Raw genomic sequence first — 25689 nt, forward strand, 5'->3', positions numbered from 1 at the left:
ACAGGGCGGCGCGCCGTAGGACGACATGATGGGCGCGGAGAGGCGGGGCCGCCGGACGCGCCGGACACTTTCGAGAGGACACTCGCATGGCTGACACACTGGATATGAACGGCCGCCGCGGCCGGGTCTCGCAGGTCATCGGCGCCGTCGTCGACGTGCAGTTCGACGACCATCTGCCCGAGATCCTCAACGCGCTGGAGACCGACAACAACGGCAACCGGCTCGTGCTCGAGGTCGCCCAGCACCTCGGCGAGAACACGGTCCGCACCATCGCGATGGACTTGACCGAGGGTCTCGTGCGCGGTCAGGCGGTGACCGACACCGGCACCCCGATCCAGGTTCCAGTCGGCGACGGCACGCTCGGCCGCATCATGAACGTCATCGGCGAGCCGATCGACGAGGTCGGCCCGATCCAGTACGAGTCGAAGCGCGGCATCCACCAGCCGGCTCCTCCGTATGTCGAGCAGAACCCCGAGTCGCAGATCCTCGTGACCGGCATCAAGGTCATCGACCTCCTCGCCCCCTATGCGCGCGGCGGCAAGGTCGGCCTGTTCGGCGGTGCGGGCGTCGGCAAGACGGTGCTGATCCAGGAACTCATCAACAACGTCGCGAAGGCGCACGGCGGCTACTCCGTGTTCGCCGGCGTCGGCGAGCGCACCCGCGAGGGCAACGATCTCTACCACGAGATGATCGAGTCCGGCGTGAACAAGGACCCGCACGAGAACGGCGGTTCGACCGCGGGCTCCAAGGCGGCCCTCGTCTACGGCCAGATGAACGAGCCCCCGGGCGCGCGCGCTCGCGTCGCGCTGACCGGTCTCACCATCGCGGAGAACTTCCGCGACCAGGGCCAGGACGTGCTCTTCTTCGTCGACAACATCTTCCGCTTCACGCAGGCGGGCGCCGAGGTGTCGGCGCTTCTCGGCCGTATCCCCTCGGCGGTGGGCTACCAGCCGACGCTGGCGACCGACATGGGCGCCATGCAGGAGCGCATCACCACGACCACCAAGGGCTCGATCACCTCGGTGCAGGCCATCTACGTGCCCGCCGACGATCTGACCGACCCGGCCCCGGCGACCTCGTTCGCCCACCTCGATGCGCGTACGGTTCTCAACCGCGCGATCTCGGAGAAGGGCATCTACCCGGCCGTCGATCCGCTTGACTCCACTTCCCGCATGCTCTCGCCGCTGATCGTCGGCGAGGAGCACTACGACGTGGCGAACCGCGTCCAGCAGATCCTGCAGAAGTACAAGTCGCTACAGGACATCATCGCGATCCTGGGCATGGACGAGCTGTCCGAAGAGGACAAGCTGACCGTCGCCCGCGCCCGCAAGGTCGAGCGCTTCCTCAGCCAGCCGTTCTTCGTGGCCGAGGTGTTCACCGGTTCGCCCGGCCAGCTCGTCCCGCTGGAAGACACGATCCGCTCGTTCAAGGGCCTCGTCGAGGGCGAGTACGACCACCTGCCGGAAGCTGCCTTCTACATGGTCGGCTCGATCGACATGGCGATCGAGAAGGCCCAGAAGATGGCCGCGCAGGCCTGATGACGATGGACGCGTCCGAAACCTTGAAGGTGGAGGACGCGGTCAACACGACCTGTCCCTGGTCGGGCAAGCCGATCTCGGACGACGCGTTGACCCTCTATCGCGAACGGGTGGTCGGGTTCTGCAATCCCGGCTGCCGCGACAAATTCGAGATCGCGGTCCGGCATTTCGAGACCGCGCTTCAAGCCGAGCTCCATTTGGGGAGCCAAGCAAGGCAGGCGGATCGTGGCTGAGAGCTTCAAGTTCGAACTGGTGTCTCCGGAGCGTCTGCTCCTGTCCGAGCAGGTGTCGGCCGTCGTCGCCCCGGGCAGCGAGGGCTACTTCACGGCGATGCCGGGCCACGCGCCGTTCATGACGACGCTGAAGCCGGGCGTGGTCCATGCAACGCTGGCGGGCGGCGGAGAGCGCCGGATCTTCGTCCAGGGCGGCTTTGCCGACATCAATCCCCAGGGCTTCACGCTTCTCGCCGAGCATGCGATGCCTGTCGAGGAGATCAACGTGGCCGATCTCGACCAGCAGATCCGCAACACGGAAGAGGACCTCGCCGACGCGACGGACGCCGCCGTTCGCTCGCGCGCCGAGCGCCGCCTCGCCGACCTGCGCAATGCCAAGGAAGCTCTCGGCCTCTAAACCGGCGCGCTTTAACGACAAAGGCCCGGACGGTTCTCCGTCCGGGCCTTTTTTTCGGGCCGCTTTGCGATCAATGGTCGGTCTGTTCGAAGGCGGCGGGATAGACGAGAACGCCCGACCAGCCTTCGAGGGCGCCCGGCACCAGTTCCATGGCCTGGAAGTTCGGTCCGGCCCAGGGGACGACCGCGCCCGTGGCAAGCTCGGCCCGGAAGCCGAGTCGCCCGTAGAAGCCGGGATCGCCGAGAACGAAGATCGAGCGCCAGCCGCGGTTCCGAGCCAGCTCGACGCCGGTCTCGACGAGGCGCATGCCGATGCCCTGGCCCTGCCGCTCGGGCACCACCGCGACCGGCCCGAGGGCGAGCGCGCGGTCGATGCCGGCCAGCGCCGTGAAGAGGGCGTGGGCGACGAAATACTCCCCGTCGACCGCCACGACGGAGATGACGTCGTGTCCCGCCGAGACGATGGCATTGGGCAGCCGAGCTTCCTCGTCGCGCCCGAAAGCCGAGGCGTGGACGGTCTCGACGAACACGAGCTCGCTCGGGACCATCTCGCGGATGACGATGTCGCCGCCCGCCATCAGGCGGCTTCCAGATGGCGGAACTGGGCGATCACCGCGTCGTAGACCTCGCGCTTGAAGGGGACGACGAGGTCGAGCACCTCGTCCATCGACTTCCAGGCCCACTCGCTGAACTCGGCGGCGTGGTCGCCCGGTGGCGGGTCGATCTGGATTTCGCTTTCGTCCCCCTCGAAGCGGAAGGCGAACCACTTCTGCATCTGGCCGCGGAAGCGACCCTTGAGCGCGATACCGACGAGTTCGGGCGGCAGCTCGTAGCGGATCCAGCCGTCGGTCATGCCGAGCGGCACGACGCTGCGGATGCCGGTCTCCTCGTAGAGCTCGCGCTTGGCGGCGGTGAGCGGGTCCTCGCCCTCGTCGATGCCGCCCTGCGGCATCTGCCAGAGCTTCGACGCCCCGTCCATCTCGCCCTGCGGCTCGGCGATGCGGCGGCCGACGAAGACCTTGCCCTCGCCGTTCAGCACGAGGATGCCGACGCAGGGGCGGTAGGGAAGCGAATCGGGCGAGGTCGTCATGCGCGCTCCATGGGCTTTCCCAAGGCTAACGCATCCGCAGGCGCGAAGGAACGTCGTCCGGCGGCGGCGGGAGAGCCTGCCTCAGCTCCGCGCTTCGGGGTCGAAGGCGAGGGCGGAGATCGGGACGATCTCGATGCCGCGACCGGCCGCCTCCGCCGCCCAGCGTCCGATCACGTCGATCGAGACGTCGAAGGCGCTGGCGGTGCCGATCGCGGTGCCCTTGGCGCGGGCGATGCGCTCGAGCACGTCGAGCTGTCGTCCGATCGCCTGCGGCTCGCGCTCGGCGTCGATCACGAGGTCGGCGGCGGCGAAGGGCGTGCCGTTCGCCACGGCGACGTCGCGCGCGCCGGATCGCGGGGAGGAGCCATCGTCGAGATAGAGGAGGCCGCGCTTCGAGAGCTCGCCCAGGAAAGGCTGGAGGGCCGCCGGATCGGCGTTGAGCCGCGCGCCCATGTAATTCATGACGCCGACATAGTTGGTCAGACGTCCGAGGGACCAGTGGAGATCGTCGAGGCGACCGGCCGCGGCGTCTGCGACCTTCAGCGTGTGAGGCCCGGCCGAGACGTTGGGATAGCCGAAGGGCTCCATCGGCGCCTGGAGCAGCAGCTCGTGGCCGTTGCGCCGCCCCGCCTGCATCCAGCGGTCGAGGCTGTTGCCCTCGGCGGCGAAGGCGAGCGTCACGGCGGCCGGCAGTTCCTCGACGGCGCGCTGCGAGCCGCTCTGGCTGACGCCGATGCCGCCGACCACGATGGCGACGCGCGTTCCGCCGGTGCCGGACCAGTTGCCGGCATAGACGTCGAGCGGACGGCGCCCGTCGGCGCCGCGCACGGGCAGGGGGCCGAAGTCGGTGGATTCCAGAAGTGACTGCTCGGGCATGTGGGCGAAGGCGGCGGGCTGGCGCAGCGAACCCGGCTCCAGGACGCGGATCGAGCCGGTCATGAGATTGGCGTCGTCCACGAGCGGGCGCTGGCCCTCCTCGTCGGTGATGGTGAAGCCGCCGCCCTCTTCCATGCGCAGGACATTGGGCTGCGGCGCGGCCGGTGGGTCCATCGCTTCGGCCACGCGCTCGGCGACGACGGTCGGCGAGACGGGCGCCGGCGCGAAGCCGGGCTGGGTGAAGGCGGTGTAGGCCGAGCCGCCGGCCACCAGAGCGAGCGCGCAGGCCGCGCCGAGCCAGCGCGCGCGCGATCGGCGGCGCGGTTTGCCAACGGGGTCGAGGGTCTGGCCGAGCGGGCGGTAGAGCTCTTCACGCATGCATCCTTCATAGGACGCAAGACTGGACCGGAGCTTTGCCCGCCCGACAAAAAAGACCCCGGCGCATGGCACCGGGGCCTCTCGATGGTGAAATCGCTCCGCTCAGTTGGCGGCGGACGCGGTGTCCTGCTTCGGCGGGAAGGCCGCGTTGGTCTTCACGCCGCGCAGGAGGTCGTAGGCGTACTGCAGCTGCAGGTCGTCCTTGGCCTCGGGCGGTACGTAGTCGAGCGAGCCGGAGCCCTCCTCGCCTTCCTCGGCGCCCTGAATGTGGCCGCGCAGCGAGGACTCGCCCATCTTGACGTCCTCGTCGGCCTTGAGGCCCATCTGCGCCTTGATCTCGTCGGGCAGCGGCTGCTCGACCTCGATGTCGGGGCGGATGCCGCGGCCCTGGATGGAGGAGCCGGACGGGGTGTAGTAGAGGGCCGTCGTCAGGCGCAGCGCGCCGTTGGCGCCGAGCGGGATGATGGTCTGCACGGAGCCCTTGCCGAAGGAGCGCGAGCCGACGACCGTCGCGCGCTTCTGGTCCTGCAGGGCGCCGGCGACGATCTCGGAGGCCGAAGCCGAGCCGCCGTTGACGAGCACGACCAGCGGCTTGCCGTCGATGTCGTCGCCCGAGCGGGCGTTGTAGCGGCGTGTCTCCTCGGCGTTGCGGCCGCGGGTGGACACGATCTCGCCGTTCTGCAGGAAGGCGTCGGAGACGCTGACCGCCTCGTCGAGCAGGCCGCCGGGGTTGCGACGCAGGTCGAGCACGTAGCCCTTGAGCTTGTCGGCCGGGATCTTCGACTTGATGTCGGCGATCGCCTCTTCCATGCCGGACGTCGTCTGCTCGTTGAAGCGCAGGAGCTTGATGTAGCCGACGTCGTTCTCGACCGTATGGCGGACGGACGGAACCTTGATTTCGGCGCGCTCGATCGTCAGGCGCACCGGCTGGGTCGCACCCTCGCGGATGATGGTCAGGTCGACGGAGGTGCCGATCTCACCCTTCATCTTCTCGACGGCCTGGGCAAGGTTGAGCCCGCGCACCTGCTCGCCGTTGATCTCGGCGATCAGGTCGCCCGCCAGGACGCCCGCCTTGTCGGCCGGGGTGCCGTCGAAGGGCGAGATGACCTTGACCAGCTCGTTCTCCATCGTGACCTCGATGCCGAGGCCGCCGAACTCGCCGCGCGTTTCCGTGCGCATGTCCGCCGTTTCCTTGGCGTTCATGTAGCTCGAATGCGGATCGAGGGAGGTCAGCATGCCGTTGATGGCGGTCTCGATCAGCTTCTGATCGTCCGGCACGTCGACATACTGCGCGCGCACGCGCTCGAACACGTCGCCGAAGATGGCGAGCTGGCGATAGGTGTCCGACCCCGCGGCATTGGCGACGCCCGCATGCGGGCCGACAAAGGCGGTCATCGCGGTGGCACCCAGAAGCGCTCCCGCGAAGAGAATGGAGAGCTTACGTATCATTCCTCGTCCTTCCAGATGATCCATCCGCCCACCAAGGGTTCGGATCGACCGGTTTCCCGTCCTTGCGAAATTCCACATAGAGCGAGGGTTCGGCATTCGACACGTCCGCTTCCGCCGCGCTTGCGATCCGAAGCGCCCCCATCGCCGCCAGGGGCTCTCCCGCGAGGACGAACTGTCCGACCGCAACGTCGATCCGGCTCATGCCGGCCAACACGATATGATAGCCACCGCCCGCATTCAGGATCAAGAGTTGCCCATAGGAGCGAAACGGTCCTGCATAGAGGATGTGGCCCTCCGCCGGCGCCGTCACGAGATCGCCGGCCCGCGCCGCCAGAACGATCCCGGACGAGGGCCGCCCGAGGTCGTCCTTGTCCGCGTACCCGCGCACGAGCCGGCCGGACACGGGACGTACGAGGCTCTTCTTCAATGTCGAAAATGGGGCGGTCGGCTCCAGTTTCGTCATTTCCTTGCGCAGCGCCGCGATGTCGTAGGCGGGGGCCGGTTTCTCGGCGTCCGGCGTGGCGGCCATGCGGCCTTCCGTGCCCTCGGGCGCCGCCTTGGCCGCCTCGGCGGCCAGACGCTGGCGCTCGGCTTCGGCCGCTGCGGCGATGCGCCGCCGCTCGTCCTCTTCCTCCCGTGCGCGTGCGGACTCTGTCTCGAGCGAAGCGATGAGGTCCTGCAGCGTCGTCGCTTGGGCCGCGAGTTCGGCTGCGCGGCGGTTCTCCTCGCCGATCCGCCCGCGCCCCTCGGCTTCGAGCTTCTGCTTCTCGGCCATGAGGCGGTCGAGGCGCGCGGCCTCTTCCTCGCCCTTCGCTTCAGCCTCCGCGAGGCGCGCGCGCTCGCCTTCCTGCGCTTCGCGGATGGTGGCGAGATGGGTGAGGTCGGAGACGAGGCGCTCGGTCTGCTCGCGCATCTCCGGCACCACCGCGCCGAGAAGGATCGCGCTGCGAACGGACCCGAGCGCGTCGCCGGGCTTGACGAGAAGGGCAGGGGGCGGCGCGCGGCCCATGCGCTCCAAGGCGGCCAGAACCTCGGCCAGGACGCCCCGACGTTCGCGCAGCGAAGCCTTCACGCCCTTTTCCTGGTCGAGCAGCGACGACAGCCGCTCCTCCGAAGCGGTGATCTCGACCGAGATGCGCTTCTGCTCGGCAGCAGCGGCGATCGTCGCCTCGCGGATACGGTCGCGGTCGGCAGCCAGCGCGGTCATCTCGGCGTCGAGCCGGCGCGTCAATTCCTGGGAGCGGCGCAACTCGGAGGTGATGCGGTCGAGCTCGGCCTGCGTGCCGGCCTGGCGGGCCGTCAGGGCCGCGACGCTGGGCGGCGCCGCGCCGGGCGCCTGACGCTCGTCCGGCGCGGCCTGAACGACGACGGACAGCCCGAGGAGGAGCGCCAGCCCCGCCAAGCTCCGTGCCGCCCCGCGCCGCATGTCCGCTCCAGACCTGCGCAACCCGTATCCTCGCCTGCCGATCCGCTCCATCGCCGCTAAGACTAGCGGCGGGAGCTTAAGATATCATCAACCATGCGGGCCATGCCCAGCCGGCTCCATGGCGATGACAGGCAATGACGGCACGCGCGCGGCGAGGCCGGCGCGGCGCGTCGTTTCCGCGACGCTGTTGCCGGCCTGCATCGAAGCGGGGCGTCAAGACCGATGGTAGGGGTGGCCGGAGAGGATCGTCGTCGCGCGGTAGAGCTGCTCGGCGAGGAGGATGCGCACGATCTGGTGCGGCAGGGTCAGGCGGCCGAAGGCGATCGCCTTGGCGGCGCGCTCGCGAAGCTCGGGCAGGAGCCCGTCGGGGCCGCCGATCACGAAGGCGAGGTCGCGCGCGCCGCCGTCGCGAAGGCGCGCGATCTCGTCGGCGAACTCCGGCGAATTCGGCGTGCGTCCGGTCTCGTCGAGGACCAGGAAGGCGGCGCCATTGGGCAGCGCGGCTTCGATGCGAGCCGCCTCGTCGCGCTTGCGTTCGGGCACCGTGGACTGGCGCGCCTCGGGAAGCTCGACCACACCGCCCCATTCGAGCCCAAGCGGCGAGCCGCTCTTGCGCAGGCGGTCGATGTAGCGGGCGGCCAGCTCCTGTTCGGGGCCGGCCTTCATGCGGCCGACCGCGACGATCCAGAGCTTCAACGGGTGACGGTCTCGCTCGTCTCCGCCACGCTCCACATCTTCTCGAGATTGTAAAACGAGCGCACTTCGGGCCGGAAGATGTGGACGATGATGTCGCCCGCGTCGATCAGCACCCAGTCGCCGTTCTGGAGACCCTCGACCTTCGAGCTGCCAAAGCCCGCTTCCTTGAGGTCGCGCAGGAGGTGATCCGCGACGGCGGACACGTGGCGGTTGGACCGGCCGGAGGCGATCACGATGTGGTCGGCGAGCGCGGACTTGGTCCGCAGGTCGATCGCCACGACCTCTTCGGCCTTAGAGTCTTCGAGGCTGGCGGTCACGACGTCGATCACGGGGCGCTCGGAGCGCGGGGCCTCGCCGGGGGCGGGCAGGGTGTCGAGGTCGTCGTTCAGTTCGGCAGCGGGTCTCAGCGAATTGCTCCTTTCGAGCGTGGCGGCGGAAGCTTCGCTTCCATCCTCAAAGTAAAGTGGCAAGGATCGATGACCCTTTCAAGACGAGGGGCGACCCGCCTCGCGCAGACGAGTGGACGACAGCGTGGAGCGCCGCCCGTGGAGAAAGGTCCAGGCCGGCGGGTCGAGACCGGGCAAGAGGCGGGCGTCCGCTTCCGGCAGGCGCTCGGCCGCGAGAAGCCGCGCGGCGGGCGACGATAAGGTGGCCAGCGTCGCGCCCGGCCGGTCCACCACCGCGATCGGCAGTCGGGCGGCGATCTCGCGCCAGGATTGCCAGCGGTGGAAGGTGGCGAGATTGTCGGCCCCCATAACCCAGACGAAACGGCCCGTGGGGCGATGCGTCAGCACGAGGTCCACCATGTCGGCGGTGTAGCGGATGTCGTGCGAGGCTTCGAAACCGGTGACGACGATGCGCCGGTCCTCGGCCAGCGCGCGGCAGAGCGCGAGGCGGGCGGCCAGCGGGGCGGGCGGGCGCCCGGCCTTGAGCGGGTTGCCCGGGCTGACGATCCACCACAGCCGGTCGAGCCGCAGCCGGCGCAGCGCGGTTTCCGCCACGAGGAGGTGGCCCTCGTGCGGCGGGTCGAACGATCCGCCGAAGAGGCCCACCCGCAGCCCGGCGGGGGCGGGGGGCATCCGGAGGTCGTCGGGCTTGGGCGCCGGCGGCGTCGGGGCGTTCAAGTGCGAAGCTGGCCCGTGCCCGAGACGCGGTAGTTGAAGCTCGTGAGCTGCTCGACCCCGACCGGCCCGCGCGCGTGCATCTTGCCCGTCGCGATGCCGATCTCGCCGCCGAAGCCGAACTCTCCGCCGTCGGCGAACTGCGTCGAGGCATTGTGGAGGAGGATCGCAGAATCCACGGCGTTGAAGAAGCGCTCGACGGCCGCGGCGTCTTCGGTGACGATCGCCTCCGTGTGGCCGGACGAGAACCGCGCGATGTGGTCGATCGCTCCTTCCACGCCCCGCACGATCTCGACCGAGATGATCGCGTCGAGATACTCGGTGCGGAAGTCCTCTTCCGTCGCGGGCTTGGCGGCCGGGTAGAGCGCGCGCACGGCTTCGCTGCCGCGGATTTCGCAGCCCTTGGCGGCCAGCGCGTCGAGGACGGGCGCGAGATGCGAGGCCGCCACCGCCTCGTCCACCAGCAGCGTCTCGGCCGAGCCGCAGATGCCGGTACGCCGCATCTTGGAGTTCATGGTCACGGCCACCGCCATGTCGAGGTCCGCCGCCTTGTCGATATAGACGTGGCAGAGGCCCTCGAGATGGGCGAAGACCGGCACGCGCGCGTCGCGCTGGACCCGCTCCACGAGCGAGCGCCCGCCGCGCGGCACGATCACGTCGATCGCTCCGCCGAGCCCCGCCAGCATCTCGCCGACGGCCGCGCGGTCGGACACGGGCACGATCTGGATCGCATCGGCGGGCAGGCCGGCGGCCTCCAGGCCCTTGGCGAGCGCTGCGTGAATCGCGCGCGAGGACAGCGCCGAGTCCGAGCCCCCGCGCAGGATCACGGCATTGCCGGCCTTGAGGCAGAGCGCGCCGGCATCGGCCGTCACGTTGGGCCGGCTCTCGTAGATCACGCCGATCGTGCCGATGGGCGTGCGCACGCGCCGGATGGTCAGGCCGTTGGGGCGTGTCCATTCCTCGGTGACCGCGCCGACCGGATCGGGCAGGGCGGCGATGTCGCGCAGCGCGCCCGCGATCGCGGCCACGCGCCCTTCGTCAAGCTTGAGGCGATCGACGAACGCCGCCGCCATGCCGGCCGCCGTCGCGCGCTCGACATCGCCCTTGTTGGCCGCCAGGATTTCAGGCGTCGCCGCTTCCACCGCCTCGGCCATGGCGCGCAGCGCCGCATCCTTCGTCTCGGTCGGCGCCTGGGCCAGCACGCGCGCGGCGGCCTTCGCCCGCACGCCCATGTCGGCCATCACCGCGGCGAGATCGGAAACCTTATCCAGCATCGCGCAAAACCCCTTCGTCCTGCCAGTTGCGCCCGACCACGAGGTCGTCGCGGTGGATCATCGCGGCGCGCACGCCCTGACCGAGACGCTCCTCGATCTCGGCCGATCGAAGCCCGGCGATCAGGCGCGCATCGCTCGCATCGTAGGAAACGAGGCCGCGCGCGATCTCCGCACCCGTCTCGTCCAGCACCAGGATCGTATCGCCGCGGCGGAAGTCGCCGTCCACCCGCTTCACGCCGGCCGGCAGAAGGCTCTTGCCGGCATGGAGCGCCTGGACCGCGCCGGCATCGACATGCAGCCGGCCCGACGTGTTGAGATGACCGGCGATCCAGCGCTTGCGCGAACGGACCGGATCCGCCGCGGCCTGGAACAGCGTCGCGCGCTCGCCGCGGCGCACCGCGTCCAGCGGATGGAGCCTCTGGCCCGAGGTGATGATCATGGCGGCGCCCGCACCGGTCGCGATCTTGCCGGCGTCGATCTTGGTCTTCATGCCGCCGCGCGAAAGGAGCGAGGCGGCGCCGCCCGCCATGGCCTCGATCTGTGGGGTGATCAATTCCACCAGCGGGATATGCGTGGCGTTCGGGTCCTGCGCCGGCGGGGCGGTGTAGAGCCCGTCGATGTCGGACAGGAGCACCAGAAGGTCGGCCGACATCATGGCCGCCACCCGCGCGGCGAGCCGGTCGTTGTCGCCGTAGCGGATCTCGGTGGTGGCGACCGTGTCGTTCTCGTTGATGACGGGCACCGCGCCGAAGCCGAGCAGCGTGCCGACGGTAGCGCGCGCGTTGAGATAGCGGCGGCGCTCCTCCGTGTCGCCGAGCGTGAGCAGGATTTGCCCTGCTTCGATGCCGTGGGCGCCCAGCGCTTCGCTATAGGCGCGCGACAGGGCGATCTGGCCGACCGCCGCCGCCGCCTGGCTCTCCTCGAGCTTCAGCGGCCCGCGCGAGAGCTTGAGGATCGACCGTCCGAGCGCGATCGCGCCGGACGAGACGAGCAGAACCTCGCGCCCCTCGGCATGGAGCCCCGCGACGTCCTGCGTCAGGGATTCCAGCCATTCGCGGCGCAGGCCCGTGTCGGGATCCACGAGAAGCGCGGACCCGACCTTGATGACGATGCGCCGAAACGATGCCAGCCCGTCGCTCATCCCCGCCAGTCCTCCTCGGCCAGCGAGCCGCCGAAGCGCTTGGCGTCCTCGGCCGCCTGGTCGGCCGCGTCGTCCGACAGGCCGTCGATCTCGCGCCGCAGGCGGCGCAGCACGTCGGGCAGGCCATGCCGGGTGACGGCCGAAAGGACGAGCGGCTTGGTGCCGCTCGCCTGCGCCAGCGCATCCAGCTTGTCGCGCCGGGTCTCGTCGTCCACCGTATCGGCTTGGGAAAGGGCAACGATCTCCGGCTTCTCGATCAGGCCCTCGTCGTAGAGCTCCAGTTCGCGGCGCACGGTCGTGTAGGCGGTGGCCACATCCTCCTCGACGGCCGAGACGAGATGCAGCAGCACGCGCGTGCGCTCGACATGGCCGAGGAAGCGATCGCCGATGCCGACGCCCTCGTGCGCGCCCTCGATAAGGCCGGGAATGTCGGCGATGACGAACTCGTGGCCGTCGACGGTGGCGACGCCGAGATTGGGATGAAGCGTCGTGAAGGGATAGTCCGCGATCTTCGGCCGCGCGGCGGTGACGCTGGCCAGGAAGGTGGACTTGCCGGCGTTGGGCAGGCCGACCACACCGGCATCGGCGATCAGCTTGAGCTGGAGCCAGATCGTCAGCTCCTCGCCCTCGAGGCCGGGGTTGGCCCGGCGGGGCGCCTGGTTGATCGAGGACTTGAACTGCCAGTTGCCGAAGCCGCCGTTGCCGCCGGCGGCGACGCGGAACACCTGCCCGACCTCGGTGAGGTCGGCGAGCAGCGTCTCCTCGTCCTCGGCGAAGACCTGCGTGCCCACGGGAACCTTCAGCGTCACGTCGGCGCCCTTGGCGCCCGTGCGGTTGCGGCCCATGCCGTGCATGCCGGTCTTGGCGCGGTAGTGCTGCTGGTAGCGGTAGTCGATCAGCGTGTTGAGGCCGGAGACGGCCTCGATGAAGACGTCGCCGCCGCGCCCGCCGTCGCCGCCGTCCGGCCCGCCGAACTCGATGAACTTCTCGCGGCGGAAGGACACCGCGCCGGCGCCCCCGTCGCCCGAGCGCACATAGACCTTGACCTTGTCGAGAAACTTCATCGTCCTGTCCTGAATGCCCTTTCGGCCGGCGTCGTCTTCGATCTCGCGGCCTGTTTAGCGCGCCCGGCGCGCCGTTGAAACTCGAACCCGCGGCTTCACGGGTCGGAAAGATGGGTTTCGAGCGCCTCGGCCGACTTGGCGAAGGTCACGGTCGCCCGCGCCAGCGGCAGCCCGAAGCGCGACGCGCGGACCCGGTTCTCGACCGTCCCGTCACCGCGGGGCGTCATCTCGTGGCGGAATTCCAGCTGGAATCGCCCGCCACCCGGCGCGATGCCGCGATAGCGCAGCGTCGCACCGCCGGGACCCGCCGTGCCCGAGACGGGGAAGGGGCCTTGCAGCCGGCCCTCGCCGTCCTCGGTGAGAACGGTGCCGGCAAGGCGGCCGTCCCGCTCGGTCAGATGCCAGCGCTGGAGGCGCTCGCCGTCGGCGAAGCGGAACCGCTCATCGAGATCGAGCTCGTCGCCCGAGACCGATCCCGAAAAGCCCGCCGTGAACCGTTCGCCGAAGAGCGCGAGCGTGCGAATCTCGCCCGCACTCACGCTCTTCCCCACAAAGAAGGAGCGCAGGGAGAAGCCCTCCGCCGCCGAAGCCGGCGCGACGCACAGGCCGACGAGCGCGGCGAGCGCCAAGGCGCGGATGGCCCTCATTCGGGCGTTTGCCAGCTTTTCAGCGACTGCCATGTCCGCCGGTCCATCCGATAGGTCTCGCTCGCCACGCGGCCCGCCACCAGCGAGGTCGACAGGCCGGTGCCGACATAGCCGAAGCCGCACTTCTGAATCACGCGCCGCGACCCGGTGTTGATCACCCGGCAGCGCACCTCGATCGCGGAAAGCTCCAGAACCGCGAAGCCGTAGTCGATCGCCGCCTGCGCGGCCTCCGTCGCATAGCCGTTGCCCCAGAAGGGTCGGCCGATCCAGTAGCCGAGCTCGGCCGCGCCGGGCGTCGGCGACGCCGCGAGGCTGCAAAGGCCGAGGAAGCGATCGTCCGCCCGCCTCGTGATCGCGACGATCAGCTCGTCCCGGGCGGCGCCGAGAAACGCGCGCGCGTCGTCCAGCCCGTAGGGGTGGGGGATGCGCGAGGTCATCTGCGCGATCTGGAGATCGTTCGCGTGGGTCGCGATCTCCGGCGCATCGCTCATGCGGGCCTGCCGCAGGACCAGGCGTCGGGTTGTCAGCCGACAGTCTTCGTCGTCGGTTTCGAGGCAGCTGTCTTCGCACGTCATCGGACCCCTCCGGAAATGCAAAACGGGGAGATGGCGACCCATCTCCCCGGCTCTCATTCCCCGTCCGACGGTTCCGTCGTTCAGAGGCCGGGTCGTTGGGACGCCGGCGCTCTGAAGCAACCGGTCACTCGGCGGCTTCGGCTTTCGGCATGACGGACACGTAGGTTCGGCCCTGCGCCTTCTTCTGGAAGGTCACGGTCCCGTCCGAAACGGCGAACAGGGTGTGGTCGCGGCCGATGCCGACATTCACGCCCGGGTGCCAGCGCGTGCCGCGCTGACGCACGAGGATGTTGCCGGCGATGACATGCTCGCCGCCGAACTTCTTCACGCCGAGGCGCTTGGACTCGGAGTCGCGACCGTTGCGGGAGGAACCGCCTGCCTTTTTGTGTGCCATGTTTCAGTCTCCTGGTCGTTCAAGCGTCCGGGGCCGGATGGCACCGCACGGACGCGGAAGGAATGTCTCGGATCAACGGGGCGAGGGCTTGGAGGCTCCCGCCCGTCGTGTCTCAGGCCTCGCCGCCTTCGGCCTTCTTCTTGGTCGCGCGCGGCTTCTTGGCCGGCGCGGCCTCGTCGGTTGCGGCTTCCGGCGCGGCAGCCTTGGCCTTGGCGGCCTTCTTCGGCGCGGCCTCGGTCGTCTCGGCGACGGCAGCGCCGGCCGGCTTCTCAGCCTTCGCCTTGGCGGTCGGCTGCTTGCCGTCGGTCAGGATCTCGGCGATGCGGATCAGCGTCAGGTCCTGGCGGTGGCCGCGGGTGCGCTTGGAGTTCTGGCGACGACGCTTCTTGAAGGAGATGACCTTCGGGCCGCGCGTCTGTTCGACGATCTCGCCGACCACGGTGGCGCCGGCCACGAAGGGCGCGCCGATCGTGGAGCCGACCATCAGAACTTCGGTGAACGACACGCTGTCGCCGGCCTCTCCGGCCAGGCGCTCGATCTCGAACTGGTCGTTGGCGGCGACGCGGTACTGCTTGCCGCCGGTCTTGATCACTGCGAACATATCTTGCCTCTTGGGATCGGCTCTCGGTCGCCAAGGCGAGCGGGCCGTCTTCTTGTGCTTCTTTATGAACGGTGCCGAAACATTGCTCGGGACCCCGCAAGGGGCGTCCGGGTCGCACGGCACGACGCGCGTTGCCTATCCTCGCAGGCGCAAAAGGTCAAGGGCGCAGAGCGTCCCGCATCCTCGTTTCGGAATGATGACGCCAGCGACGATTGCCTCTTGTCCGACGGCCCGATGGTTTGCTAGAGAGCCCTCGCGCCGCAGGGCGCCGACCACGCTTCTTGAGCGTATGCTTATTCGATCGGAAGATCGACCTCGGACGGAGAGGTGGCAGAGTGGTTGAATGCACCGCACTCGAAATGCGGCATACTCGCAAGGGTATCGGGGGTTCAAATCCCTCCCTCTCCGCCACTTCAGTCCCTGAGTGGGCACTGAGTTTACACCACTTCCCGCCACAAGCGTCTGTAGCAGCCGGGACTTCGATCCCATGATGCGAACCTCGCCCTCCGCGACCTCGACACGCTGTGCAAGCGCGCGCAGGTGGTCGCGGCGATAGCCGCCACTTTCCAGCCGGATACGGTCGCGGGCGGTTGCGGCGAACTTCCGCAGCATCTGCGGCGTCACCGCCTTCTGTCCTGTGTTCTGGAGCATCGCCTGCGCACGCTCTGCGTCCGCCTTGGCCTGATCGCGGATGGCCTTGAGTCCCTCGATGCGGTCTTTCAGCGCCGGGTCGTCCAGATCGGCAATGCCCGCCTCGATGGCGTCGTAAAGCCGCTTGAGGCGCAATTCCGATTCGGCTGAGCGCTTGTTCAACTCGGCGATATGCTCGCGGCGGCGCTCGGCGTGTTCTTCCCTGCGGTCCAGCGCGGCGGCAAGGACGGTTTCCAGCCGCTCGGGTTGGAGAAGCTGGCCCTCAAGGTGGTCGGCGACCAGATCGTCCAGCTTGTCCATCGGCACGGCCATGCCGCTGCACGCGGTCGGCCCCTGCCGCGCCTTCATCGAACAAGCATAGTAGCGATAGCGCCCGCCCTTGCCGGTGCGGATGGTCATGGCCCCGCCGCACTTGGCGCAATGGATCAGGCCGGTCAGCATGGTCGGGCCGCTGATGACGCGGGCTGGCATGACCTTGGGATTGCGCGCCTTGAGCAGTTTCTGAACCGCGTCGAACGTCTCTTTGTCGATGATCGGCGGAACAGGGACGGTGACGATCTCGCTCGTCGGCTTCAATTCCTTGGTCTTGCTACGCTTGTTGAACTCATGCTCGCCCATATAGGTGCGGCGGGTGAGGATGCGGTGAACCTGACCGATGCCCCAACGCCCGCCGTCGCGGGTAAAGATGCGTCGGCTGTTGAGGTAAGAAACGATATTCTTGACGCCCATTTGGCCGGTCGTGCCGTCGCCTTCCAGCGCGAGGCGATAGATCAGGCGCACCGTGTCGGCGTGGAGCGGGTCGATTTCCAGCTTCTTCTTGACCTTGGCTCCGCGCTGCTCGGCGGCGACGGTGCGATAGCCGATAGGAGGAAGCGAGCCGTTCCAGAAGCCTTGCCGGGCATTCTCCTTCAAGGCTCGCATGACGTGCTTGGCGTTCTCCTTGGACTGGTATTCATCGAACAGCGCCATGATCTGCCGCATCATGACGTGCATGGGGTCATCCCCCATTTCCTGTGTTATCGAAACCAGCTTGACGCCATTCTTCGCCAGCTTGCGGACATAGAACTCAAGCTCGAAGTGATCGCGGAAGAACCGGCTGAACGAGTGGACTACAACAACATCAAATGGCGCGGGCTTCGACGTTCCGGCCTCGATCATGCGCTGAAACTCGGGGCGGCGGTCGTTGGTGGCCGATGCGCCGGGTTCGATGAAGGTTTCGACCAGTTGCAGCCCGCGTGACTCGCAATAGGCTTCACCCTGCCGCTTCTGGTCGGGAATCGACACGTCATGCTCGGCCTGCCGCGCCGTCGAAACACGCAGATAGAGGGCGGCGCGTAGCGGCACGGAAGAAGCGGTCATAATCAGTCCCCTTTCAAACCCGGTCGAACGAACGAGGCCGCTACTCAGCGGCCTCCCGGATCGTCCCGACGATCCATTCATTCAGGCTCTTGCCCGATGCTGCGGCGGCAATGACTGCGGCGGCATGGTCGTCAGGCGTGAGGCGGACATTGAACTTGCCGGAGAACTTCCGGCGCGGCTCAATCCCCTTTTCCCGGCACATTTCAAGATAGACGGCCAGCGACTTGCGGCCTTCCTCGATCAGATCGTGGACGCTTTCGGCATAGAAGTCGGCCCCGCCATTGAGGCCGACAAACTCGCCGCGCAGCATCTGAATCTCGGGATCGAAAGCGATAACCGCCTTCTCGCCATTGATTTCAACGACATTGTTCATGGCTTTACTCCGTGTTCGTCCAGCCATTTACGGATGCTGGCAACCGCACCTTTGTCCGTATCCGGTGACGGATGCGGGCGATGAAAGACGCGCACTTCGCCGAACAGGAACACGCCGACGCGCGAACCTTCCCGCTCACTGACTTCCGCCCCGAGGCTTAAAAACAGCGCCTCTATGTCGGCCCAGCGGATCGAACCGTTGACCGGGCGGGCGAAGATCAGTTCCAGCGTGGCTCTGTGACGCTTTTTCATGGAGCATCCAGTATCATTTTCTAGTACCGTTTTCAAGGTCGATTTCGGTCCCGGCGTCAGGCAAGGCAATGTCGGGGCCGAACAGTTCATCGAACAGGTCGCCGAACCATCGCTCGAACACCTCGATTTCGGCCTCCGTAACCGGAACGGGGTCGGGCCAGTCGTCGGTGACTGTCCATGTGCTGAGGTCGTGTTTGGGCGGCCTGCCGGGGAACGGCCACGGATAGCCCAGCAGTTCCTCAAGCTGTTCCGATGCCGTGGGCGGGCGTTCGGCGTGCCGGGAACGGGATGCTGTCTCGGGCTTGTCGTCGTTCCTGCGATCAATAGTCATCGAGGAAGTCGAACTCGTTGCGCGGACGCTGCCGCCACCCGGCGGGATCGGCAATCCATCGGTTGATGTCGGATTCCCGCCATCCCGCGCCGTTGGTGCTGATCTTGAGTTGGGCCGGGAACGTGCCCTCTGCGATCTTGCGGTAGATGGTGGACCGCGACAGGCCGGTGCGGGCGCGGACGGTGTTGAAGCGGATGATGCGGTCTGGTTGACGCATGGCTGCGCTGCCTCCTGCTGGCTGTTTCTGGCGATTACAGAGACCAGACAGAGCAACGATTTGTCGTTGTGCAAGAAGTATTTAGCCGTCGTAGTGCTGCGGCGTACAAAGGGCGGCAAAAAGGTAGGTTCTACGATCTACAAACCGATGCCCCGGCCCCTGCCGAGACCGTGACTGAGGGCGAGTTGCCGACCAAGCCTCATGCCTGAGTCGAAATCCATGCTGATGCCGAGTTGCTTCTTGCGGCCTTCGAGCAGGGATTCCATCTGCGGATCGCGTTCGAGGCTCATCGCCATGTTGCCCATCTCCGCCCGCGCGGCTCTGTGGCCGGAATAGTCGCCAGCCGCATATCTGTGTTCGCCCGCCTGCCCGAGTTCCTGAAAGCGCTCCACGAAACGATCCGCGCGCCAGTTCGGATCACGGGCCGGATCGGTGCGGATTTCTGTTTCGAGCTGGAGGGCGCGGATGGCGCGGTCGATCCTGCCGCCGCCCGCCTCGCGGGCAAGGCTGTTGTCCTTGCTGTAAGCCGCCTCCGCATCCTGCCAGCCGTGCGGGCGGACTTCCTCGAAGGCCCGCCGTGCCGCGCCCAACTCACGCCGCTGCTCGTCGGAAGGCGTGAGACCCTGTTGCTTGGCGTCAAGGATCGCATCGGAGGCGCGGGCATGGCGGACAAGCGCCTGCCTGCGGGCGCGGCGCAAGGCGGCTTCCGGGTCTTCCTCATCCTTCCTTTCCGGCTGCCTAACCGCGTCCGAAACGGCTGCACCGTCTGCGGCCAGGTGCAGGCCATCAAACATGCCGCGCACCTTTTCGGGAACCCGCTTGACGATCTTGACAACCCGCTCCATCCGCTCGCGGAAAGTGATGCCGCGCCGCTCGGCAAAGCTTTGGGCCGGGTCGGCGCGCTCGTAGTCCGACGCCATGTCCTTGGCCCGGTCGCGCGACAGGGTGCTGATGAGCTTGTCCTGACTGGCGAAGTCGTCGCGGCCATAATGCAGGTCCATGCCGTCACGGTGCCGAGACAGGGCGACATAGCTGCCGTGGGCGTCCATGCCGGGCGTTGCCAGCACATGCGTCCGGTCCACGGTCATGCCCTGCGCCTTGTGGATGGTCGCGGCATAGCCGTGGTCGATCCGGTCATAGTCCTTCAATTCGAACGAGACGTTGCGCCCGTCATCGGTGCGAACCGTCATGCTCTGGGTGCTGACTTGTTCGATTGTGCCGAGCGTGCCATTCTTCACGCCAAGCCCGCGTTCGTTTTGCAGGAACATCACGCGCTCGCCACTGGCGAAATTTCTGTCTCCGCGCTCGACCTTGACGCGCACATCCTCGCCCAGATCGCCAGCCTCCCGCATCCGGTCACGGGCGGCCTCGTTGAGTTCTCGCACCTCGGCATTGGTGTGGGTGAGGATGATGCGGCTTGCGTCGGGGTTAGCCTGCCGGTCGCGGTCCCAGCGGTCGATCAGATCGCCGCGTGCCTGTTCGCGGGTTTCAGCGGAATGCACCATGTCGTGACTATCATAAGCGTTGATCGCTTTGCCGGTCCTGTCGCTCGCCAGATCGCGGGTGGCGTCGCGCTGCCAATCCTCGCGCTGGCGGCGCACCTCGCCGATTTCCGCGCCGCCGTGGCGCTCATGGATCGACCGGAATGCCGCGCCTGCCTCAATGGATTGCAACTGCTGCGGATCGCCGACCAGCACCACCTTGGCCCCGGCTTCGGCCGCATAGGACAGGACGCGCTCCATCTGCCGCGTGCCGACCATGCCCGCCTCGTCGATCACCAGCACGTCGCGCGAAGTCAGCATGTCGCGACCGTTTTTCCAGCCGTGTTCCATGCTGGCGATGGTGCGGGACGCAATGCCAGAACCGCTTTCCAGATTCTCGGCGGCGATACCCGACAGGGCCACGCCGCGCACCTCGTAGCCTGCCGCCTCCCATGCCTCGCGCGCCACACCGAGCATGGCGCTCTTTCCCGTTCCGGCGTAGCCGACGACAATACCAAGGTCGCGCCCGTCCGTGACATGCGCCAGCGCGTCGGCCTGCTCGCCGGACAGGACAAGGCCGCGCTGTTCGGCGCGGACCAATGCGGCTTCGCGGTCCCGGTCGCTGACTTCGTGCAACTGCTTCTCGGCCATCATTTCCGCCGCGCGGTGCAGGCGCTGTTCGGCCTCGATCATGTCGCGCGTGGTGAACCGATCCTCGCCACGAGAATCCTTGCCGAGTTCGATCAGGTCAGGGGCGTTTCCCATCGCGCCCATGACCTCGTTGAACTGGTCCAACCCGTCGCTGTGGCGATGGGCGAACTTCGCCATGTCGCGCCGCGTGAAGGTTGATTGCTGCTGCGTGATCGCGTCCAGTGCAATGGAAGGATCGGCAATGATCCGCTCGCCATTGTTGCGGGCAATCTCGCGGTGCATGTCCGTGCGGTCGGCGGCTTCAACGCCTTCGCCCTCGATGCGCTGCGCCGGTGCGCCAATCTGGCTTTGCGGCTCAAGGCCGATGCCCTGTGCTTCTAGGCTGCGGTGATCGATGCGCGCGTCAATGTCGAGTTCGGCAAGCCGCTCGTTGACATGATCGGCCCAGCGTTCCCGCCAGCGCTCGACCATCTCCGTCCGGTTCCAGTCGCGCACCTTCTGGCCGAAACCGTTTTCATCCACGCTGCGCATGGTGAGCATCACATGGGCATGGGGCTTGGGGTTGCCGGCCTCGGCAAAATCCCAATGCACATTCAGATCGGCGATCATGCCCTGATCGACGAATTCCGACTGTGCGAAGTCGCGGGCAAGGGAAATCCCTTGTTCCTCGCTCATCTCGCGCGGAATGGCGAATTCGACCTCGCGCGCAAGCTGCGCATCCTTGCGCACCTCGAATGCCTCCACATCGTTCCAGAGGCGTTCGCGGTCGGACCAGACTTCGGGCGCACCGTCCGGCAATAGCACCTCGGAATGGACGACGCCGCGTTTGTTGGAAAAATCCTGCACGCGGTCGATGCGCTCGTCGCGCATTCGCGAGGCCGAGCGGTAGGCGGCGGAGGCCACCGCGCTGCTTCCGGCCTTACGGCCAATGACCTTGACGTGAAGATGATAGATCGCCATCGCGATCAAATCATCTACACCTCTGAGCGCACGTCGGAACGACGTATAAGCGCGCCCTCGAAATGAATTTCTCGGGACATCCCGCGCCGTTTCAGCTTGTCTCGGCAACCTTACAGCATTGCGGCAGACGCTCAACTATCATCGCTCCAGCAACAGCTTATGGAGATGGCGATGCGCAAGCCACGGGACTTCGATGCGGAACTGAAGTCGCTGGAAGACAAGGCGCGAGACCTGAAAGCCCGCAAAGTGCAACAGCTTGGCGAGCTGGTCATCTCGACTGGCGCCGACGCCCTCAGCGCCGAGGAACTGGCGGGCGCGCTGATCGTGCTGGCCGAAACCAAGGAAGCCGGAAAGAGGGAGGCGTGGGCGAAGCGCGGGGCCGCGTTTTTTCAGGGCCGATCGCGGCGATCTGCTCCGGCATCTGAGCGCGACAACGGCGGCGCTCCGGCGCAATCGGGCGGCGCGCAACCGCCATCAGGCGGCACGGGCGCGGCATGACATGCGAAGCTGGCAGGTCGAGCGCCGCAAGCGCACGCGGCATCTGATTGAGCTGGGTGGTCTCGTCGTCAAAGCCGGGATCGTGGACCTGACCGGCGACGATCGCGCCATGATCTACGGCGCGATGATCTGGATGGCGGACAAGTTGCAGAGCGAGGACAGCGAACGGGCGCGGGCGCTGTGGGCCGGAAAGGGGAAAGAGGCGTTCGAGGCGGAACGTGACGGCATGAATCTCACTTCGGTTGCGACCAGCACGACAGGGCGTGAGCGATAGCGGGCGGTGCGGAGACCCCACATATCGCAGCGCCGCCCGCTATCGCGCGGCTTGCCGCGCAAAATTGATGTGGATCAGGAAGTCGGAGTTTCGCATACCTCGCGTAAGGTCCGACTGAAGAGATGGTTGAAGATGCGATCGCGATCTTCCGCGTTGTCCCGGATCAGCGCCCTTGCGATTGAAGGCGATTGGCGTCGTCTCGGGCGCAGATGTGATAAGAGTCGTTGACCCAAGGCTATGCCTTTTGAGATTCGAATAGTGGGAAGCGGATTTCTACACGGGCTCCGCCTTCGGGACGGTTGCCTAGAACTATCGTCCCGCCTTGGGCTTCTACAAGGTTTCTAACCACAGCAAGGCCAAGCCCGGCCCCACCGGTTTTGCGGGCACGCGAGGGCTCCGCGCGAACAAACGGTTCCAAAAGAAGATCGATTTCGCCTTCAGCAATGCCCGGACCATTGTCTTCGACCAGGATGACCGCTGTGTTGTCGCGCTCCTTTAGCGTAACATTTGCGATCTGCCCATACTTCATGGCGTTGTCGACGAGGTTCGCGAGGATTCGCCTGACTGCGAGGCGATCGACTATAACGAGTATCTCTCGATATTGTGGCGGGGATTTCAGGGCCACATTCCAGCCCGATGCCTTCAGATCGGCGGTCTCCTGCTCGACAAGGGCGACGAGATCCAGAAGCTCTTCATCGAGTGCGCCGACGCCGGCCCGGGCGGTCAGCAGAGCGTTGTCGAGAAGGTCAACCATATCGGCGATATCGCGGATCGCCTTCTCCCGCTCTGTCGGATCGCAGATGTGGTCGATTTTCAGCCGCAGACGCGTCGCAAAAGATCGCACGTCATGTTGAACGCCGCTGATGAGCGCGAACCGGCTGCTGATTATGGACTGAAGCCGGTTCTGCAGCCGCTCGAATGCCTTCACGAGAGCAACGGTTTCCGGCGTCCGGAAAGGGATTTTGGTCAACTGCACCGGCTCCACGGAGGGATCCATCCTGTCCACCGCGGCTGCAAGCTGGGTCAACGGTCGTATTTCCCGGTGAAGAAGAATGAAGGCAGCCAGCGCGAAAAGCGTTCCCACCAAGCCGGCACCCATGCCGGCCGGAAGACCGAACAGTGTGACGATAAACGGCGTCTTTGTTTGCAGCCGCGCGATGGCGCCATCGTTCAGCCGCACCCGGAACTCGATGGGGTCTATCGCTCCTGCCAACAAACGCGGCCGCCTGGCACCGGATTCGGCAGCGCCAAGTCTACTGATCGAAACAAGCCTCTCTCCCAGCGCATCGCGGTAGCCGGCAAACTCCGGCAGATCTTCCATATGCTCGCGCGTGACCGGTTCCGGCGCCGTCACGCCGGGCGGATCGATCTCCACGGTCAGGACGGACGAACCGATCGCCGCAGCAAGTTTTCTGCGCGCTTGCGGTCCGGCCTCCGACAATACATCTGCCACCATGAGAATCTGGGTGGTGGGGGGATAGGTGGAGATGCGACTGAGGCCGTTCGACCAGTAGTAAAACGCCACGAGCGCGATCCAGGCGGTCAAAAGGAACGTTACGCCTACGCCGAGGATCCGAGCGGACAGCCCAAGACGGAACATCATAGTACCTGCCGCACCGGCACCGTCAGCAGATAGCCGCCGTTGCGGACCGTACTGATCAGGGTGTTGCCGGGGCTGAGACTCTCCAGTTTCTTGCGCAGCCGCGACACCAGGATGTCGACCGTCCGGTCGAGCGGATCGGCATTGCGGCCATGCGTCCAGTCGAGAATCTGATCGCGAGAGAGAACGCGGCGAGGGCGCAGCACGAAGCACGTCAGAAGGTCGAATTCCGCGCTCGTCAGTGTTGCCGGTTCGCCGTCCTCGTCAGTCAATTGGCGAGCATCGAGATCGATGATGAAGCGATCGAAACCGTACCGCCGGCTCGCGGCCTGGAGAGGCTGGGACTGGCTGCGGCGAAGAAGGGCGCGCACGCGCGCAAGGAGTTCGCGCGGTCCGAACGGTTTCGAAACATAGTCGTCGGCACCGACCTCCAGTCCCACCACCCGATCCATTTCGTCGTTCTTGGCGGTCAGCATCAGTATGGGAAAAGCGCCCTCGGAGCGCATGCGACGACAGATCGAAAGCCCGTCCTCTCCCGGCAGCATCAGGTCGAGGATGATCAGATCCGGCCGAACCCTGCGCAGAACATCGTCCAGTTCCAGGCCGTTTTCGGCGGTTCGGACGTCGAAGCCTTCGCGTGACAGCAAGGCTGCGACGAGTCGCCTTATCTCCGGATCATCGTCCACGACGAGGATTGTGCGTACCAAGTCTTCCATGGCCGGAAAATGAACCGAAACCAGAGTGCGATCAAGAATGCGGAGGCCGCTGCTACAATTCTCTACACGTCAGCAACAAAACCGAACATCTCGACACAGGCTGTTTATCGGCGTGATACCGAAAGCGTCGAATCTTGTCCGTATGTCGAATGCACCCGGCTTTCGGCATTCCTGCAAAGTCTCATTCCTGCAAAGTCTGATGACAGAGAGGACAAGATCATGATGAAGACCATCACCGCCGCGGTTCTGGCCGGCACATTTGCATTGACGGCAGCCGCTGACGCAAATGCGTGGAGCCGCGATCGTTCGGTGAGCGGCGCCAACGGCACAGCCTCGATGCACGCAAGCGGCGGCTGCTCGGGCGGCTCCTGCTCGCGCGATGTGACCCGAAGCGGTCCGGACGGCCAGACCTATTCCCGGTCACGAACGGTAACCTGCCAGGAGGGTGGCTCCTGCAGCGGATCGGCGGCCACGACAGGCCCGAACGGCAATACCGTCACCCGTCAGGGGAGCGTCAACTGGTAGTCGACCATAGCCAGTCCGCACCGTGACGAGCCGGCGGCACGCCGAACCCCAGGAAGCCGCCGGCTTGCAATTTCATGATCATCTCGCGCGATATCGAGGCTCGGCCATGCAGTCCTTCGTCCCTTTGTATTGCCGCTGGCCTTTCTTGGCTTTCATCCGTTCGCCATCGTCGCGACGCTCGCGGCAAACCTTGCCTATCAGTTCTTCCTTCATACCGAGCTCTCACCCGGCTTCGGCTCGTTCGAATGGATATTCAACACGCCTTCCCATCATCGGGTGCACCATGCTTCGGACGCCGAGTACCTCGACAGGAACTTCGGCGGCATACTGATCGTCTTCGACCGGCTGTTCGGCACCTTTGCCGAAGCGCCGGACGGCAAGCCGCTGACCTACGGTCTGCGTGGCGGCTCGGCATCGCATCATCCGCTGCGCATCGCGTTTTCCGAATGGAGCGCAATGATACGAGATGTGCGCGCAGCTTCCACGCTCAAGCAAAAAATCGCCGTTCTCTTCGGCCCCGTCACGCGCAAAAAGGCGTCGGCAGCCAAACCTAAATCGCCCACAACCGGGCGAGCGAAGGCTGATGCTCCCCAACAGACAGATCAATGGAAGGAAATATTATGAGTGCCATCAATCGCCTGACCCCGACCCGTTGGCTGAGCATTGCGCTGCTCGCCGCTGCTTGCGCAGCGCCCGCAGCCGCTATGGCTCAAAGCCAGATGACCCCCGAAATGCAGGCGCTGGCGAGGAAAGTCGTCCAGGCTTGCAAGGCTGATCTCAAGCAGTATTGCCAGGGCATTCAGCCGGGTGGCGGCCGGATTGCCGCTTGCCTTCAGGCAAATCGGGCGAACCTCACGCCGAGCTGCCAGGCCGCGCTCGCTGAGGCTCTTCCGAAGTGACGGC

Annotated in this window: 30 protein-coding genes, 1 tRNA gene and 1 pseudogene; 9 read left to right on the forward strand and 23 right to left on the reverse strand. The window is 66.5% G+C overall.

The window, feature by feature from the left end; translation table 11 throughout:
- Positions 1–86 precede the first annotated feature (86 nt).
- Genes atpD through O5O54_RS10025 form a run of 3 tightly spaced genes read left to right on the forward strand, consistent with a single transcriptional unit; the run spans position 87 to position 2168 of the window.
- A complete protein-coding gene (gene atpD / locus O5O54_RS10015) occupies positions 87–1538 on the forward strand; it encodes a F0F1 ATP synthase subunit beta (RefSeq protein WP_279481217.1) in 1452 nt (483 codons plus the stop codon).
- Positions 1538–1771: a glutathione S-transferase gene (locus O5O54_RS10020; RefSeq protein WP_279481219.1), complete on the forward strand. Its 234-nt coding sequence runs from the start codon at positions 1538–1540 to the stop codon at positions 1769–1771. Before atpD ends, O5O54_RS10020 begins: the two co-directional genes overlap by 1 nt.
- Positions 1764–2168, forward strand: a complete 405-nt coding sequence (locus tag O5O54_RS10025) for a F0F1 ATP synthase subunit epsilon (protein ID WP_279481221.1) — start codon at positions 1764–1766, stop codon at positions 2166–2168. Before O5O54_RS10020 ends, O5O54_RS10025 begins: the two co-directional genes overlap by 8 nt.
- Before the next feature lie 70 nt (positions 2169–2238).
- On the opposite strand, the gene O5O54_RS10030 is transcribed toward O5O54_RS10025, so the two are convergent.
- The 15 genes from O5O54_RS10030 to rplU all read right to left on the reverse strand — a co-directional run bounded on the left by O5O54_RS10030 (position 2239) and on the right by rplU (position 14899).
- Positions 2239–2745, reverse strand: coding sequence for an N-acetyltransferase (locus O5O54_RS10030; protein WP_279481223.1), 507 nt, complete (start codon positions 2743–2745; stop codon positions 2239–2241).
- Positions 2745–3257, reverse strand: a complete 513-nt coding sequence (locus O5O54_RS10035) for an RNA pyrophosphohydrolase (protein ID WP_279481225.1) — start codon at positions 3255–3257, stop codon at positions 2745–2747. Before O5O54_RS10035 ends, O5O54_RS10030 begins: the two co-directional genes overlap by 1 nt.
- Before the next feature lie 81 nt (positions 3258–3338).
- Positions 3339–4511 (reverse strand): divergent polysaccharide deacetylase family protein, encoded by a 1173-nt coding sequence (locus O5O54_RS10040; RefSeq protein WP_279481227.1) that lies wholly within the window; start codon positions 4509–4511, stop codon positions 3339–3341.
- Between the two features lie 102 nt (positions 4512–4613).
- Positions 4614–5960 (reverse strand): S41 family peptidase, encoded by a 1347-nt coding sequence (locus O5O54_RS10045; RefSeq protein WP_279481230.1) that lies wholly within the window; start codon positions 5958–5960, stop codon positions 4614–4616.
- Complete coding sequence (locus tag O5O54_RS10050; RefSeq protein ID WP_279481233.1) at positions 5950–7386, reverse strand: murein hydrolase activator EnvC; 1437 nt, start codon at positions 7384–7386, stop codon at positions 5950–5952. The genes O5O54_RS10045 and O5O54_RS10050 overlap by 11 nt, the downstream gene beginning before the upstream one ends.
- A gap of 213 nt (positions 7387–7599) precedes the next feature.
- Positions 7600–8082 (reverse strand): 23S rRNA (pseudouridine(1915)-N(3))-methyltransferase RlmH, encoded by a 483-nt coding sequence (gene rlmH / locus O5O54_RS10055; protein WP_279481235.1) that lies wholly within the window; start codon positions 8080–8082, stop codon positions 7600–7602.
- Positions 8079–8450, reverse strand: coding sequence for a ribosome silencing factor (rsfS, locus tag O5O54_RS10060; RefSeq protein WP_279481376.1), 372 nt, complete (start codon positions 8448–8450; stop codon positions 8079–8081). Before rsfS ends, rlmH begins: the two co-directional genes overlap by 4 nt.
- Before the next feature lie 117 nt (positions 8451–8567).
- Positions 8568–9161, reverse strand: coding sequence for a nicotinate-nucleotide adenylyltransferase (locus O5O54_RS10065; protein WP_279481237.1), 594 nt, complete (start codon positions 9159–9161; stop codon positions 8568–8570).
- A gap of 41 nt (positions 9162–9202) precedes the next feature.
- A complete protein-coding gene (locus tag O5O54_RS10070) occupies positions 9203–10477 on the reverse strand; it encodes a glutamate-5-semialdehyde dehydrogenase (RefSeq protein WP_279481239.1) in 1275 nt (424 codons plus the stop codon).
- Complete coding sequence (proB, locus tag O5O54_RS10075) at positions 10467–11618, reverse strand: glutamate 5-kinase (RefSeq protein ID WP_279481241.1); 1152 nt, start codon at positions 11616–11618, stop codon at positions 10467–10469. The genes O5O54_RS10070 and proB overlap by 11 nt, the downstream gene beginning before the upstream one ends.
- Positions 11615–12682 carry a GTPase ObgE gene (gene obgE, locus O5O54_RS10080; protein WP_279481243.1) on the reverse strand — a complete coding sequence of 356 codons (1068 nt, stop codon included), beginning with the start codon at positions 12680–12682 and terminating at the stop codon, positions 11615–11617. Before obgE ends, proB begins: the two co-directional genes overlap by 4 nt.
- Positions 12683–12777: 95 nt before the next feature.
- Positions 12778–13362 carry a DUF3833 family protein gene (locus O5O54_RS10085; RefSeq protein ID WP_279481245.1) on the reverse strand — a complete coding sequence of 195 codons (585 nt, stop codon included), beginning with the start codon at positions 13360–13362 and terminating at the stop codon, positions 12778–12780.
- On the reverse strand, positions 13326–13946 hold the full coding sequence (locus O5O54_RS10090; RefSeq protein WP_407061685.1) for a GNAT family N-acetyltransferase: 621 nt from the start codon (positions 13944–13946) through the stop codon (positions 13326–13328). The genes O5O54_RS10085 and O5O54_RS10090 overlap by 37 nt, the downstream gene beginning before the upstream one ends.
- Positions 13947–14028: 82 nt before the next feature.
- Positions 14029–14298, reverse strand: coding sequence for a 50S ribosomal protein L27 (gene rpmA / locus O5O54_RS10095; RefSeq protein ID WP_279481249.1), 270 nt, complete (start codon positions 14296–14298; stop codon positions 14029–14031).
- Positions 14299–14410: 112 nt separating this feature from the next.
- Positions 14411–14899, reverse strand: a complete 489-nt coding sequence (rplU, locus tag O5O54_RS10100; protein WP_279481251.1) for a 50S ribosomal protein L21 — start codon at positions 14897–14899, stop codon at positions 14411–14413.
- A gap of 321 nt (positions 14900–15220) precedes the next feature.
- On the opposite strand from rplU, the gene O5O54_RS10105 reads away from it, so the two are divergent.
- Positions 15221–15310, forward strand: a tRNA-Ser gene (locus tag O5O54_RS10105).
- On the opposite strand, the pseudogene O5O54_RS10110 reads toward O5O54_RS10105, so the two are convergent.
- From O5O54_RS10110 to traA, 6 genes and pseudogenes are all read right to left on the reverse strand, one after another.
- A pseudogene (locus O5O54_RS10110) lies at positions 15281–16909 on the reverse strand (recombinase family protein); the annotation flags it as partial. The gene O5O54_RS10105 and the pseudogene O5O54_RS10110 sit on opposite strands and share 30 nt — an antisense overlap.
- A gap of 40 nt (positions 16910–16949) precedes the next feature.
- Complete coding sequence (locus O5O54_RS10115; RefSeq protein WP_012090880.1) at positions 16950–17282, reverse strand: type II toxin-antitoxin system HicB family antitoxin; 333 nt, start codon at positions 17280–17282, stop codon at positions 16950–16952.
- A complete protein-coding gene (locus O5O54_RS10120; protein ID WP_050742845.1) occupies positions 17279–17533 on the reverse strand; it encodes a type II toxin-antitoxin system HicA family toxin in 255 nt (84 codons plus the stop codon). Before O5O54_RS10120 ends, O5O54_RS10115 begins: the two co-directional genes overlap by 4 nt.
- 13 nt (positions 17534–17546) lie before the next feature.
- A complete protein-coding gene (locus O5O54_RS10125; protein ID WP_050742844.1) occupies positions 17547–17864 on the reverse strand; it encodes a hypothetical protein in 318 nt (105 codons plus the stop codon).
- On the reverse strand, positions 17854–18081 hold the full coding sequence (locus O5O54_RS10130; RefSeq protein ID WP_050742843.1) for an AlpA family transcriptional regulator: 228 nt from the start codon (positions 18079–18081) through the stop codon (positions 17854–17856). Before O5O54_RS10130 ends, O5O54_RS10125 begins: the two co-directional genes overlap by 11 nt.
- A gap of 137 nt (positions 18082–18218) precedes the next feature.
- A complete protein-coding gene (gene traA / locus O5O54_RS10135; protein ID WP_279481280.1) occupies positions 18219–21173 on the reverse strand; it encodes a Ti-type conjugative transfer relaxase TraA in 2955 nt (984 codons plus the stop codon).
- Positions 21174–21344: 171 nt separating this feature from the next.
- Between traA and O5O54_RS10140 the strand changes: the two genes are divergently transcribed.
- Together O5O54_RS10140 and O5O54_RS10145 are read left to right on the forward strand one after the other, a co-directional pair.
- On the forward strand, positions 21345–21671 hold the full coding sequence (locus tag O5O54_RS10140) for a conjugal transfer protein TraD (protein WP_197283953.1): 327 nt from the start codon (positions 21345–21347) through the stop codon (positions 21669–21671).
- 1 nt (position 21672) lies between these two features.
- The gene (locus tag O5O54_RS10145; RefSeq protein ID WP_050742841.1) at positions 21673–21945 is read left to right on the forward strand and encodes a conjugal transfer protein TraD; all 273 of its coding nucleotides are present in this window, start codon (positions 21673–21675) and stop codon (positions 21943–21945) included.
- A gap of 235 nt (positions 21946–22180) precedes the next feature.
- Here O5O54_RS10145 and O5O54_RS10150 read toward each other — a convergent pair whose 3' ends face one another.
- Positions 22181–23548, reverse strand: a complete 1368-nt coding sequence (locus O5O54_RS10150) for a cell wall metabolism sensor histidine kinase WalK (protein WP_245318716.1) — start codon at positions 23546–23548, stop codon at positions 22181–22183.
- Positions 23545–24261, reverse strand: a complete 717-nt coding sequence (locus O5O54_RS10155; RefSeq protein ID WP_050742840.1) for a response regulator — start codon at positions 24259–24261, stop codon at positions 23545–23547. The genes O5O54_RS10150 and O5O54_RS10155 overlap by 4 nt, the downstream gene beginning before the upstream one ends.
- A gap of 9 nt (positions 24262–24270) precedes the next feature.
- On the opposite strand from O5O54_RS10155, the gene O5O54_RS10160 reads away from it, so the two are divergent.
- The 3 genes from O5O54_RS10160 to O5O54_RS10170 all read left to right on the forward strand — a co-directional run bounded on the left by O5O54_RS10160 (position 24271) and on the right by O5O54_RS10170 (position 25685).
- A complete protein-coding gene (locus tag O5O54_RS10160; protein ID WP_197283952.1) occupies positions 24271–24786 on the forward strand; it encodes a hypothetical protein in 516 nt (171 codons plus the stop codon).
- A 129-nt stretch (positions 24787–24915) separates the two neighbouring features.
- On the forward strand, positions 24916–25410 hold the full coding sequence (locus tag O5O54_RS10165; RefSeq protein WP_245290094.1) for a sterol desaturase family protein: 495 nt from the start codon (positions 24916–24918) through the stop codon (positions 25408–25410).
- Positions 25407–25685, forward strand: a complete 279-nt coding sequence (locus O5O54_RS10170) for a cysteine rich repeat-containing protein (RefSeq protein WP_245290093.1) — start codon at positions 25407–25409, stop codon at positions 25683–25685. Before O5O54_RS10165 ends, O5O54_RS10170 begins: the two co-directional genes overlap by 4 nt.
- Positions 25686–25689: the final 4 nt, after the last annotated feature.

The sequence above is a fragment of the Aureimonas sp. SK2 genome (genome assembly GCF_029813115.1).
GTDB lineage: Bacteria > Pseudomonadota > Alphaproteobacteria > Rhizobiales > Rhizobiaceae > Aureimonas.

Bases quoted from the DNA above. Each gene is read 5' to 3' on its own strand.
- rplU (WP_279481251.1), bottom strand. From the start codon at position 14,899: ATGTTCGCAGTGATCAAGACCGGCGGCAAGCAGTACCGCGTCGCCGCC.
- obgE (WP_279481243.1), bottom strand. From the start codon at position 12,682: ATGAAGTTTCTCGACAAGGTCAAGGTCTATGTGCGCTCGGGCGACGGG.
- O5O54_RS10045 (WP_279481230.1), bottom strand. From the start codon at position 5,960: ATGATACGTAAGCTCTCCATTCTCTTCGCGGGAGCGCTTCTGGGTGCC.
- O5O54_RS10125 (WP_050742844.1), bottom strand. From the start codon at position 17,864: ATGACTATTGATCGCAGGAACGACGACAAGCCCGAGACAGCATCCCGT.
- O5O54_RS10150 (WP_245318716.1), bottom strand. From the start codon at position 23,548: ATGATGTTCCGTCTTGGGCTGTCCGCTCGGATCCTCGGCGTAGGCGTA.
- O5O54_RS10030 (WP_279481223.1), bottom strand. From the start codon at position 2,745: ATGGCGGGCGGCGACATCGTCATCCGCGAGATGGTCCCGAGCGAGCTC.
- rpmA (WP_279481249.1), bottom strand. From the start codon at position 14,298: ATGGCACACAAAAAGGCAGGCGGTTCCTCCCGCAACGGTCGCGACTCC.
- O5O54_RS10160 (WP_197283952.1), top strand. From the start codon at position 24,271: ATGAACCGAAACCAGAGTGCGATCAAGAATGCGGAGGCCGCTGCTACA.
- proB (WP_279481241.1), bottom strand. From the start codon at position 11,618: ATGAGCGACGGGCTGGCATCGTTTCGGCGCATCGTCATCAAGGTCGGG.
- O5O54_RS10130 (WP_050742843.1), bottom strand. From the start codon at position 18,081: ATGCGTCAACCAGACCGCATCATCCGCTTCAACACCGTCCGCGCCCGC.
- O5O54_RS10085 (WP_279481245.1), bottom strand. From the start codon at position 13,362: ATGGCAGTCGCTGAAAAGCTGGCAAACGCCCGAATGAGGGCCATCCGC.
- O5O54_RS10070 (WP_279481239.1), bottom strand. From the start codon at position 10,477: ATGCTGGATAAGGTTTCCGATCTCGCCGCGGTGATGGCCGACATGGGC.
- O5O54_RS10020 (WP_279481219.1), top strand. From the start codon at position 1,538: ATGACGATGGACGCGTCCGAAACCTTGAAGGTGGAGGACGCGGTCAAC.
- O5O54_RS10155 (WP_050742840.1), bottom strand. From the start codon at position 24,261: ATGGAAGACTTGGTACGCACAATCCTCGTCGTGGACGATGATCCGGAG.
- O5O54_RS10090 (WP_407061685.1), bottom strand. From the start codon at position 13,946: ATGGGTCGCCATCTCCCCGTTTTGCATTTCCGGAGGGGTCCGATGACG.
- O5O54_RS10065 (WP_279481237.1), bottom strand. From the start codon at position 9,161: ATGCCCCCCGCCCCCGCCGGGCTGCGGGTGGGCCTCTTCGGCGGATCG.
- O5O54_RS10170 (WP_245290093.1), top strand. From the start codon at position 25,407: ATGAGTGCCATCAATCGCCTGACCCCGACCCGTTGGCTGAGCATTGCG.
- O5O54_RS10040 (WP_279481227.1), bottom strand. From the start codon at position 4,511: ATGCGTGAAGAGCTCTACCGCCCGCTCGGCCAGACCCTCGACCCCGTT.
- traA (WP_279481280.1), bottom strand. From the start codon at position 21,173: ATGGCGATCTATCATCTTCACGTCAAGGTCATTGGCCGTAAGGCCGGA.
- O5O54_RS10140 (WP_197283953.1), top strand. From the start codon at position 21,345: ATGCGCAAGCCACGGGACTTCGATGCGGAACTGAAGTCGCTGGAAGAC.
- O5O54_RS10050 (WP_279481233.1), bottom strand. From the start codon at position 7,386: ATGCGGCGCGGGGCGGCACGGAGCTTGGCGGGGCTGGCGCTCCTCCTC.
- O5O54_RS10035 (WP_279481225.1), bottom strand. From the start codon at position 3,257: ATGACGACCTCGCCCGATTCGCTTCCCTACCGCCCCTGCGTCGGCATC.
- O5O54_RS10115 (WP_012090880.1), bottom strand. From the start codon at position 17,282: ATGAACAATGTCGTTGAAATCAATGGCGAGAAGGCGGTTATCGCTTTC.
- O5O54_RS10145 (WP_050742841.1), top strand. From the start codon at position 21,673: ATGCGAAGCTGGCAGGTCGAGCGCCGCAAGCGCACGCGGCATCTGATT.
- O5O54_RS10120 (WP_050742845.1), bottom strand. From the start codon at position 17,533: ATGAAAAAGCGTCACAGAGCCACGCTGGAACTGATCTTCGCCCGCCCG.
- atpD (WP_279481217.1), top strand. From the start codon at position 87: ATGGCTGACACACTGGATATGAACGGCCGCCGCGGCCGGGTCTCGCAG.